The 10,413-nt window shown below is 43.8% G+C and carries 8 protein-coding genes and 2 pseudogenes; 2 read left to right on the forward strand and 8 right to left on the reverse strand.

Annotated features, from left to right (window positions below):
• Positions 1 to 12: 12 nt before the first annotated feature.
• Positions 13 to 2,811: a tetratricopeptide repeat protein gene (locus F6K37_RS04655; RefSeq protein ID WP_008186985.1), complete on the reverse strand. Its 2,799-nt coding sequence runs from the start codon at positions 2,809 to 2,811 to the stop codon at positions 13 to 15.
• A pseudogene (locus F6K37_RS04660) lies at positions 2,801 to 3,193 on the reverse strand (zinc ribbon domain-containing protein); the annotation flags it as partial. The gene F6K37_RS04655 and the pseudogene F6K37_RS04660, both read right to left, overlap by 11 nt.
• A gap of 35 nt (positions 3,194 to 3,228) precedes the next feature.
• Between F6K37_RS04660 and F6K37_RS04665 the strand changes: the two are divergent.
• Entirely contained in the window at positions 3,229 to 3,405 is a 177-nt protein-coding gene (locus F6K37_RS04665) for a hypothetical protein (protein ID WP_154659857.1), read from the forward strand.
• A gap of 177 nt (positions 3,406 to 3,582) precedes the next feature.
• On the opposite strand, the gene F6K37_RS04670 is transcribed toward F6K37_RS04665, so the two are convergent.
• From F6K37_RS04670 to ppsA, 5 genes are all read right to left on the reverse strand, one after another.
• Positions 3,583 to 3,846 (reverse strand): hypothetical protein, encoded by a 264-nt coding sequence (locus tag F6K37_RS04670; RefSeq protein WP_131827261.1) that lies wholly within the window; start codon positions 3,844 to 3,846, stop codon positions 3,583 to 3,585.
• 153 nt (positions 3,847 to 3,999) lie between these two features.
• Positions 4,000 to 4,203 (reverse strand): hypothetical protein, encoded by a 204-nt coding sequence (locus F6K37_RS04675; protein ID WP_287248501.1) that lies wholly within the window; start codon positions 4,201 to 4,203, stop codon positions 4,000 to 4,002.
• Positions 4,204 to 4,502: 299 nt separating this feature from the next.
• Positions 4,503 to 4,772, reverse strand: a complete 270-nt coding sequence (locus F6K37_RS04680; RefSeq protein WP_008186977.1) for a hypothetical protein — start codon at positions 4,770 to 4,772, stop codon at positions 4,503 to 4,505.
• Between the two features lie 82 nt (positions 4,773 to 4,854).
• A complete protein-coding gene (locus F6K37_RS04685) occupies positions 4,855 to 5,112 on the reverse strand; it encodes a hypothetical protein (RefSeq protein ID WP_008186976.1) in 258 nt (85 codons plus the stop codon).
• A 753-nt stretch (positions 5,113 to 5,865) separates the two neighbouring features.
• Complete coding sequence (gene ppsA / locus F6K37_RS04690) at positions 5,866 to 8,382, reverse strand: phosphoenolpyruvate synthase (RefSeq protein ID WP_008186971.1); 2,517 nt, start codon at positions 8,380 to 8,382, stop codon at positions 5,866 to 5,868.
• Between ppsA and F6K37_RS04695 the strand changes: the two genes are divergently transcribed.
• Positions 8,383 to 8,520: a hypothetical protein gene (locus F6K37_RS04695; protein WP_008186969.1), complete on the forward strand. Its 138-nt coding sequence runs from the start codon at positions 8,383 to 8,385 to the stop codon at positions 8,518 to 8,520.
• Positions 8,521 to 9,365: 845 nt separating this feature from the next.
• On the opposite strand, the pseudogene F6K37_RS04700 reads toward F6K37_RS04695, so the two are convergent.
• A pseudogene (locus F6K37_RS04700) lies at positions 9,366 to 9,900 on the reverse strand (adenosine-specific kinase).
• Positions 9,901 to 10,413 lie beyond the last annotated feature (513 nt).

Raw genomic sequence — 10,413 nt, forward strand, 5'->3', positions numbered from 1 at the left:
AGCAAAAGCATTCTAGCCTCCAATCAACTGCCAGAAGCGATCATCGTCTGAAATAGCCTCAAAATCCGGATCATTACTGGCTTCTTCCCGATACCTTGGATTTAGCTCAATCGCCTGCTCTAGGTTTTCCACAGCTAAGGTTACTCGACCCTGGGAAGAATAAACTATTGCTTTGTTATAATAACCAGCAGCATACTCAGGTTGAATCTCCAAAGCCCGATTAATGCTTTCCAATGCCTGATCATTCTGTTCTAGCTTGACTAAGGTAGAACCTCTGTAATTCCAGGCTTTATGGGAGTCGGAATTTAATTCAATAGCCTTGTCAAAAGAGGCAACAGCTTCTTGGTATCTTTCTAATACATCTAGAGCCATGCCTCGATTCAACCAGGCTACTGTATTATCTGGCTGAACTTGAACAGCTTGGTCGAAGGAGCCAAAGGCCTCTTCATGCTTTTGTAGCATTCCCAGTGCGACTCCTCGGTCAACCCAAGCTTGATGATAATTTGGCTGAATTTCTAGGGCTTTGTCATAGGAAGCGATCGCATCTTCGTAGCGTCTCAACCGTCTTAGGGTCATGCCCCGGTTTAACCAGGCTTTGTAGTGGTCTGGTTTGAATTTAACCACCTTATTAAAAGCAACCACTGCTCCTTCATACCGCCGCAGTTCCATTAAAGCCAGGCCTCTTTGATACCAGCTATCTGGGTCATCTGGCTTGATTTCAATTACTTTGTCATAGGAAGCGATCGCATCTTGATACTGCTGTAGTTCCCATAATGCCATACCTCGCTGGTACCAAATATCAGGGTTATTCGGTTGAAGGTCAAGAACTTGATCATAGGAAGCGATCGCATCTTGATACTGCCCTTGAGAGAATAGAGTATTGCCCTGATTCACATAGTCATCTGGATTCAAGAACAACTTAGGATGGTTAGATTTGAGGCGTTCTAATTGTTCTGTCAGAGTTTGAGTGTTTTGCAGCACTTCAGACAGAGCAGCTTCTGCAATGGATGTTGGGGAAATCTCTGCTAGTTGTTGTAGAATCTTATCCTTCTCGGTTTGAGCATCAGATTCGACCTCAGACAGCTGAGCAGCCAAGGTTGTTTCCAATTTGTCCAGATTTTGAAGGATTATATCTTTTCGATTTTGAATGTCCGACTGTAAATCATAAAGTTGAGTTTTAGCCTCTGTTTCTAATTTTTCCAGACTCTGAATGGTCTGAGCCTTCTGGGTTTTAATTCCTGATTGAGAGTCATAAACTTCAGTGTTTAAGTTAGCCTCTAGCTCTTTCAGATGCTGGAGATTCTTATCAATTTGCACTTCAATCTTCGACTGGGATTTTGAAAGTTGTTCAGTAATGTCATTTCCTAATTGCTCTAGCTTCTGAAGAGCTAAATCGATTTTATGTTGAGCTTTTTGTTCAGCATCCACCTTAATGTCAGATAGCTGAGGAGTAAACTCTGTCTCTAGCTTTTTTAGATTTTCTAGTATTAAATCCCGTTGCTGTTGAGCCTTGGCTTCAAGTTCAGACAATTTTGAGGCAAACTCTGTCTCTGATTGGTTCAGTTTATCCAATACTTTATCTTGATGCCCTTGGACATTGGCTTTGAGTAAAGATAGTTGAGGAGCAAAATCAGAGGTGAGTTTTTCTAGATTCTTGAGGTAACTGTTCCTTTCTTGATCAGCCTTTGCCTTAAGCTCAGACAGTTCAACAGCAAACTCAGACTCTGATTGATTTAGTTGCTGCAGGACTTTATCCTTATGTTCTTGTACATTCCCCTGAAGTTCAGATAGTTGAGGAGCAAAGTCAGCACTTGATTTTTCTATGGTTTGCAGGTAATCTTTGCTTTGTTTTTGAGTCTTGGCTTTCAAGTCAGACAGTTCGGAGCCAAACTCAGTCTCTGATTGGTTCAGTTTCTTCAGTATTATCTCTTTCTGGGCTTGCACATCCGCCTGGATTTTCGATAATTCAGGAGTAAATTCAGCCCCTAATTTTTCTAAATCTTTTAAAGTTAAGTCCTTTTGGTTTGCCGCAGTTTCCTTAAGAGCAGACAGTTCGGAGCCAAACTCAGTCTCTAATTGATTCAGTTTCTTCAGTATTGTCTCTTTCTGGGCTTGCACATCCCCCTTGAGTTCAGATAATTGGGGGGCAAACTCAGCGCTTAAGTTTTCTAGATACTTCAGAAAACTATCCCGTTGCTTTGTAGCGTCTTGCTCGAGTTTAGACAGTCTTGATGCCAAGTCAGTCTCTAATTGTTCTAGCTCTTGTTGAGTATCGGTTTTTTGCGTCTTGATTGTCGTTAATGCCTGTTGCTGGGACTGAGACAATTTCGATAGCAGCTTAGATAGATTTTCTCGTTTAAAACTTAGGTCTTGTTTAAACTCTGCCGCCTGCTGATCTAGCTCCAAGGCAATCTCTTCAGTTTTTTCTAGGATACTTTGAACATTTTTATTAGCACTGGCAATCCTATCTTCCAAGTCAGTCATTTCATTGAGGTGAGCTCTCACGATTTGCGCAACCTCACGAATCACAGACCTTCTTAGCAGCCACAACGCTGCGATCGCGGCCACCAGTAGCAGTACCAGAGTCACCAGCACAATCAGCAAAACATTAGACAGGAGCGTCACCCGCTTAAAGCTAAGATTAGCGTCAGTTTGAACTGGCTTTTGACTTGAGCCCTGAGCGACTATCTGTTTTGGTGGGTCAGGTTCGATGGATTGGGCACTGCCAAGGCCAACAGGCAACAGGAAAAATGACAAAACAATAGTGCTTCGCCACACCAGTGCTAACATGTCTTGATTTTTACGCTTCATCAGAACGTCCTTTCTCTGTTGTTGACACTCCCCGGGCCTTAAGGCGCGGGAATTCTTTCTTCCCAGGGATTCCGACGAACTTGCCCTCAGAAAGCATCTTGACCGTGTGTCCCACGGCTGCAAGCCCACGTAGGCAGACTACTTGAGCGGCTGCCACATCTCTATCTGTGGTATAACCGCAATTTTCACAATGATGGACACGCTCAGCCAAGGTCTTTTTGCCAGTTTCAGTTAAACAATTGGGGCAAATTTGGCTAGTCTTTTTAGAGTCTACTTTTTGGAAGTAAACTCCACGTTTAAAGCAGCACTGCTCTAGTATTTGGAAAAACTGACCCCATCCTGCATCTAAACAGTGCTTACCCAGCATACCCCTGGCCAATCCTTTTGGTTTTACTGTCCCTCCACAGGCTCAGAACCGTGTCCCACAGTCCTAAACTCAACTCGCCACTCTCACCTTGGTATGACAACAATGGTCAACCAGCTGGGGCAAGAGTCTTCCCTGAACTCTGCTCTTTTTGTACCAAGCGTCTTACCGCTACGAACGGTGATCTGTTCCGAGACAGTCAGGCGGGTCAACAACCAATACTAAATTAGTGCCAAATAACACGCTTTGACAACTCTTGAGGGGGAGTATCCATCCCCACCTTTTTGAAGAATGGGGAATTTCGTCCCAGAGACGAAACCACTCTTGCCTCCCCGGATTTGTTAAATCCATTTCTTCTAGTTTGCCACCTCCTGACACTGGCTTCACTAATTTAATTCATCACCTGTTTAATCAGAAGCGATAGAGCCTGAAGCTGGCTCGCACCCCAGGGTATCGTGACCTTGATAGCGTTTACCATTTGCGGTGCGACCCCGGTCGGGTTTCCCGACAAGCGTGAAAGCGTACCAACAGAGGTGAGCTTGACCAATCTGAAGACTCAGTAAAAACCAGATTTGATCAAGTTTGCTGAGATTTAGTAATTGGTCCATGACTGAAAGGGTTAATGCCGTTTGATCGCAGTTTTCAAATCCGTAGACCAATCCGTAGACCACAGTTAACACACTGTTGGTTAAACCAACAGCTCCTTCTCAGCTTACCGCCTAATCAGCTATGGCGCTATCCAAGCTATAGCAAGTCTTCAAAGTAGCACTACAGATGCAGATGGCCAGATCGGGAGATGGCCAGATCTGACAAGGGTAGGTTTTTTACTTTGGAGATAGGTAATAGGTAATAGGTAATAGGTAATAGGTAATAGGTAATAGGTAATGGGTAATGGCTAATCGGTAATGGGTAATGGCTAATCGGTAATGGGTAATCTGTATTTCGGACCGGTCCATTACCCCGACCAGTCGGGGAATATGGGGAGATGGGTCGGTAATCGGTGGAAATTCTGGTAGAAAATCCCACATATTTTGCGAAATTTATTCCCAATGCCAGTACGTACTCGCCCTGCTAGGTAAAAAACCTACCCAAGTGAGGATGGCCAGATCGGGAGATGGCCAGATGAAATTGATGTGCAATTCATCCACCAATTAACGAGAATCCCTACCTTCAGAAGGCAGGGATTCTCGTTAATTGGTTTAATGTAGTATACTGTCAAGGAAACTTAGTACTAGTACAGGGGACACGGAAATAAGCGTGTAGGACCAGCTCCGACCTTTGTAGATGAAAGTGGTGACTTATTTCTGCCAGCCTGGACTAGGTGGAATCAGTACAATCTACGTTCTTCCCACAAGAAGCAGTAGTACGGTACACTCCCCAAGCCAGCATTAGTCAAAATTGATACCTTTATGACTGGGTTGGGTTCACAATTGTCTTCCTCAGATATCACATCTAGGTTGGCCTGGTTAAAGAAGATGCCTGAAACCAGGCTTTTGATAGCTTGGAAATTATGGGCAATCCCAACGAGCACAGATAACAGCGTTTGCCAGACTACGGCAAAGGTTGGTTTGATGGTTTCGTTAATTGTTGTTAGCATGTCAACACCCTTTATAGTATAGATTGAAAAAAAAATTGTCTAAAAATGCACCCTTTAATACCCATGGCCTACTTGCACTGGTTCAACCTTTCCAAAAGAAGCAGTAGTACGGCACACTGCCCAAGCCAGCATTAGTCAACATTGATACCTTTATGACTGGGTTGGGTTCACAATTGTCTTCCTCAGATATCACATCTAGGTTGACCTCATTAAAAAAGATGCCTGAAAACCTGGTTTTTATAGCTTGGAGATTATGGGCAATCCCAACGAGCACAGATGAGAGCGTTTGCCAGACTACGGCAAAGGTTGGTTTGATGGTTTCGTTAATTGTTGTTAGCATGTCAACACCCTTTATAGTATGGTTCGAAAAAAAATTGTCTAAAAATGCACCCTTTTATACCTATGGCCTACTTGCACTAGTTCAACTGCTGTCTGTGGATCCTGTTTACCCTAGGCTGTGCCATTGAAGACAGCCTGATTAGCCATACCACAAGGGGTGGTTTCTCCCATAGTTGTGGCTAGCATGGTTTTATCCTTGAGCTGACAGCAATAAAACTAGTGATTTCAGCTCATCTACATTTGATAAATTTTGAAAAATCAAAAATGGTGGAATTTGTTCTATTTAATTACCCATTCTTGATTTATTTTCTAATCTTTAGATTTTATTTATATTTCTCTGGAGCTATCATCCCCAATTCCTCCTATTTTATATTTCTTAAACAAACAACTCTTGATGAAACGTCAAGTTTATGGTTAGCCAAGGGTTTTCTATGGTTTCGGACCAGTTAATCACCCTCGCCCCTGGCGTATCTTAAAGTTTTGTAATGTAATTTTTGATTTGAAATTACATGAGAATTTCTTGCTATTAACTCATCCTTCCTCCAAGATGATCTGGGATTGTTGATCAAGAACTCGGCGACATCAAGCACCAAACTCGGCATCGTTGGCGTTTTGAACCTAGAAGCTAGCTGCAACTTGCCCCTAAATGCGACAAGATTCCAGTCATCTCTATGGGGGAAAAGATTGAGGTATTTGGTTAGGTGTAATGTAGATTTCTTAATACCTAACACTCTTAACACCTAACACCGGGACACTAATTTACTCCTTCTACCTTGGCGATATCCAGAAGTGTCTTGAGTACCGAGTCAGGGTTCAAGCTGATCGAATCAATTCCTAACTCCACTAGGAAGCAGGCAAATTCGGGATAGTCACTTGGTGCTTGACCACAGATACCAATCTTGCGACCATTTTTCTTGGCTTTTTCTATCACCATCCGCACCATCTGTTTCACTGCTTCGTTGCGTTCGTCAAAGATATGGGCAACTAACGCAGAGTCACGGTCTAAGCCTAGGGTTAATTGAGTCAGGTCATTAGAACCAATGGAGAAGCCGTCAAAGATTTGGCTATACTCGTCGGCTAGGATGACGTTACTGGGGATTTCACACATCACATAGACTTGTAACCCATTGTCTCCTCGCTTCAAGCCATGTTTTTCCATTTCCGCCAGCACCCGGCGACCTTCATCAGGGGTGCGACAGAAGGGAATCATGGGGATAACGTTTGTGAGTCCCATCTCATCCCGTACCCGTTTGAGTGCCTTACATTCCAAACCATAGGCTTCCCGGTAGATTTCATCACAGTAACGAGACGCCCCTCGCCATCCTAGCATCGGGTTCTCTTCCCTGGGTTCAAACTGTTGACCCCCCAAGAGATTGGCGTATTCGTTACTCTTGAAATCTGACATCCTGACGATAACTGGTTTGGGATAGAAAGCAGCAGCAATGATGCTAATCCCGTTGGCTAGTTTATCCACAAAGAAGTCAGGTTTATGCTCATACAATGCTGTCAGCTGAGCAATTTCTTCCTTGACCGATGGATCTTCGAGTTTATCGAAGTGAATCAACGCCATCGGGTGTGCCTTAATGTGATTGGCAATGATGAACTCAAACCGGGCTAACCCCACCCCATCGCAGGGAAGAAAAGACAGACTAAAGGCTTTCTCTGGGTTCCCCACATTCATCATGATTTTGGTGCGGGTGCGCGGTAGGTTGTCAAGGGGGGTTTCTTGCACCTCAAAGGGCAGCAACCCTTGATAAACCTTGCCTTCATCTCCTTCTGCACAGGAAACTGTCACTGGTTGGCCTGTCTTCAATTGGTTAGTGGCATTGCCACAACCCACAATCGCGGGGATACCCATCTCACGGGCAATGATGGCAGCGTGACAAGTGCGACCTCCTTGGTTAGTTACGATAGCACTCGCTCTCTTCATGATAGGTTCCCAATCCGGATCTGTCTTGTCCGTGACCAAGACCTCTTTGGCTTGGAAACGGTCAATCTTGTTAACATCCAGAATTACCCTTGCTTTGCCTTGACCAATCATTTCACCGACAGCGCGACCGGTGGCTAGCACAGGCGTTGCTTGCAATGTCTCTACATCGCCTTTGAGTTGATAATGACAAATAACATTGGCAGATTTCTGGGATTGTACAGTTTCCGGACGGGCTTGAACAATAAAGAGTTCACCGGTTTTCCCGTCTTTAGCCCACTCAATGTCCATGGGGGTGTAGCTACCCCGCACCTGGGAATAGTGGTCTTCAATGATGCTAGCCCACTTGGTTAGGGTGAGAATTTCCTCATCATTGATCGCGTATTTTCCCCGTTCTGATGGCGGAACTGAGATATTTTTCGTCAGTTTACCGCCGTCATCATAGACCATTTTGACTTCTTTGCTGCCTAGACGTTTGTCTAGGATAGGGCGATACCCCTCTTGGAGAGTCGGCTTGAACACCAGGTATTCATCAGGATTGACTGCTCCTTGGACAACGTTTTCACCCAAACCGTAAGCCGCCGTTACTAAAGCCGCATTTTTAAATCCGGTTTCGGTGTCAATGGAGAACATCACACCAGATGACGCTAGGTCTGAGCGCACCATTTTCTGCACACCGACAGAGATAGCGACATCAAAATGGTCAAAACCTTTAACAGTTCGATAGGAGATGGCGCGGTTGGTAAAAAGGGAAGCAAAGCATTTGTGACAGGCTTCTAAAACCCCTTTTACTCCGTGGACGTTGAGATAGGTTTCCTGTTGACCAGCAAAGCTAGCATCAGGTAAGTCCTCAGCGGTGGCACTGGAACGAACTGCTACATCTGTATTGTAATTTGACTGTAGGCAAGTGTCCCGATCCTCTGGCTCAAACTGCTCACAGAATTCCTGGGGATCATTCCCATAGCGTTGGCATAGTTGTTGGTAGCCTTGCGCGATCGCATTGGCTAGTTCTTCTGGGAATGGGGTATTGAGAATTAAGCTTCTCGCTTGTATCCCCCGTTGCCGCAAGTTATTGACATCTTCCACATCCAGATCCAAGAATGCCTGGCGTAGCTTAGCTTCTAACCCAGCTTTCTCAATAAAATATCGATAGGCATAGGCTGTGGTAGCGAAGCCACTGGGTACTCTAACTCCTACTGGTGTAAGTTGTCGGATCATTTCCCCCAAAGAGGCATTTTTTCCCCCCACTAGGGGGATATCGGCAATCCCAACTTGCTCAAACCAGAGGACGAAGGCTTTGTCTTTGGCAGATGTTGGGGCTTTTTCTGGAGCAGTGGTGACCATATGATCCTTCTCCTGAGGTTGACTTCCAAGGGGAGTAGTAATGGTTTTCTGCCTCAATGGGATTGTGAAAAGTCCGATGAAGCACCTGAAGTTGTGGCAGTTTCTGAACTAGCATTACCTCAAGGCTTAGCCTCTTAGGCAGACAACTTCACCTACTCTCAACGTTACCTAATGATAACGTTCACGAATATGCCATTGTCTTAACTCTAGCCTAGCCATTGATTGCTCCCCTTCATTGAGCTATCTACTCTATCGGGGCTGATACTACTAGTTTAGACAATTTTCCTCTTAGGAGGTCATCTTTCTTAACTTTATTTTATATACAACACAGAGGTTTTTTAAACATAAATCAGAAATGATTAAGTATAAGCCAGAAATGATTGATTTTTTTTATAGATATAAAAAAGGGGATGAGTTTTTGTTAATTTTCATGATTTGGGTTAGCTCCCCATAATTTTGTATTTTATTTTACATAAATTATCTGGCAGTTGTATTTTAGTTTACATAATTTTTCTGGCAGTTGCTATAGGCTAGAAAAGCTGGGTAAAATAGTCATATATTTATCTATACTAATATTTCCCTTCTCTGCTGCAACGGGCAAGGAAATAACTGATCGCTACAAATCACCCCCTCACCCCTTTACACCCTCATCTTCAAAAGAACTGGTCACAAATTTATGGTCAGGTGTACTAATTACGGGTAATGTAAGGGGTCGTTATCGTTTCTAATCTAGTTGAGAATCATCCGTCACCCATTCCCTTATTACCCATATTATAGCGCTTTTTAAGCTAGTAAGGTACAATTTTTTGGGTTTTAGGGAGCAGGGAGCAGGGAGCAGGGAGTAGGGAGCAGTAAAGTCAGAAGAGGGAAAAGGTAAAAAAATATGTGTACCTCATGAGGCTAAAAACCGCTATATCGATTCTCAACAATACAGGGACTATTTTGGCAGTAATTAATTTGACAGTAATTAATTGGACTTGGTACTAGAGCTTGTTGCCGATCTGGCTCAGGAAATCCTTGGGTGTCTTGACCTGCTCAGCACCTTTTACTCCTTGTGGTCAAAACCCATCCATAACCCCTTTGATGCTACGCCCTTGTTCGGTTTCAGCTACAATTTCCTTTACCGGATTGGGGGGGTGGAAGAATGGATAGGGCAGACTTCTGGGCACTGCTGGATAGGATTCAATAAGTTGATTGGGTATGCTTCTTTGAGTACAATCAGGAAGCTATGTCCAGATGCGCTCCCACAGCGTGAGCAAAGCTCAATCGCACAGGGTGAACTTTGCTCAATCCCTTGAGGATTATGAGTTGGATTAGATTTAAGGGTCGGATCATTTCCTGTAGCTCGGATCAAGTATGAGCCAGATGCTTCACAGAAGGTGATGGCAAATTTTAGCTGGGTCGAAGTTCCGACCATGACCTGATATAAGTCAAGGACGGTTTTAATAAAGTGGGCGTTAACAATGATGATGTTACTCCCCCTGACGAAATTTCCATGCTAACCACTTTCAGTTCGATTCCCACCGACCTCTCTGCCTTAGTTAAACACTAAAAACCCTAAATTAAACGGTAAACTTATATAATATTCCCAGCCGAAGTAAAATAACTGCCAAAATGCCAAATATATCCCCGCATCATAGATACTTCTTCTGATGGCAAGTGGCCTTCTGTAGATCTAATTATGACCTTAGCCTTGACAAAAATGCCTAAGTATGAATATAGAAAAGGGAACAGGGAACTTCGGATCAAAATTCTCACAATTCCTACACGGATTGCTATACAAGCAAACTAACATCAACAAGCCACAGTTGTTGCGAAATTCCCGGCAAAATAACTCCCACAACTTACACAAAACTGGACTCCAAAACCTATAACTAGTAGGGTGCGTTATTAACGCACCCTACTGGACTGACACAGCTAATTTGGTGCATTAGAATCTGCCATCTCTTCCTCTTCAAACACTGGATAAAGATGTTTAAGTTTGACTCTGGCATCCGGGGTTGAAAAATGCCAAATTACTTGACTGGCTGT

Origin of the sequence: Moorena sp. SIO4E2, assembly GCF_010671945.1 — a bacterium.
GTDB lineage: Bacteria > Cyanobacteriota > Cyanobacteriia > Cyanobacteriales > Coleofasciculaceae > Moorena > Moorena producens.

Excerpts from the sequence above, each read along its gene's own strand:
- F6K37_RS04685 (WP_008186976.1), bottom strand. The coding sequence starts at position 5,112 with ATGCTAACAACAATTAACGAAACCATCAAACCAACCTTTGCCGTAGTC.
- F6K37_RS04675 (WP_287248501.1), bottom strand. The coding sequence starts at position 4,203 with ATGTGGGATTTTCTACCAGAATTTCCACCGATTACCGACCCATCTCCC.
- F6K37_RS04695 (WP_008186969.1), top strand. The coding sequence starts at position 8,383 with ATGATCCTTCTCCTGAGGTTGACTTCCAAGGGGAGTAGTAATGGTTTT.
- F6K37_RS04680 (WP_008186977.1), bottom strand. The coding sequence starts at position 4,772 with ATGCTAACAACAATTAACGAAACCATCAAACCAACCTTTGCCGTAGTC.
- F6K37_RS04655 (WP_008186985.1), bottom strand. The coding sequence starts at position 2,811 with ATGAAGCGTAAAAATCAAGACATGTTAGCACTGGTGTGGCGAAGCACT.
- ppsA (WP_008186971.1), bottom strand. The coding sequence starts at position 8,382 with ATGGTCACCACTGCTCCAGAAAAAGCCCCAACATCTGCCAAAGACAAA.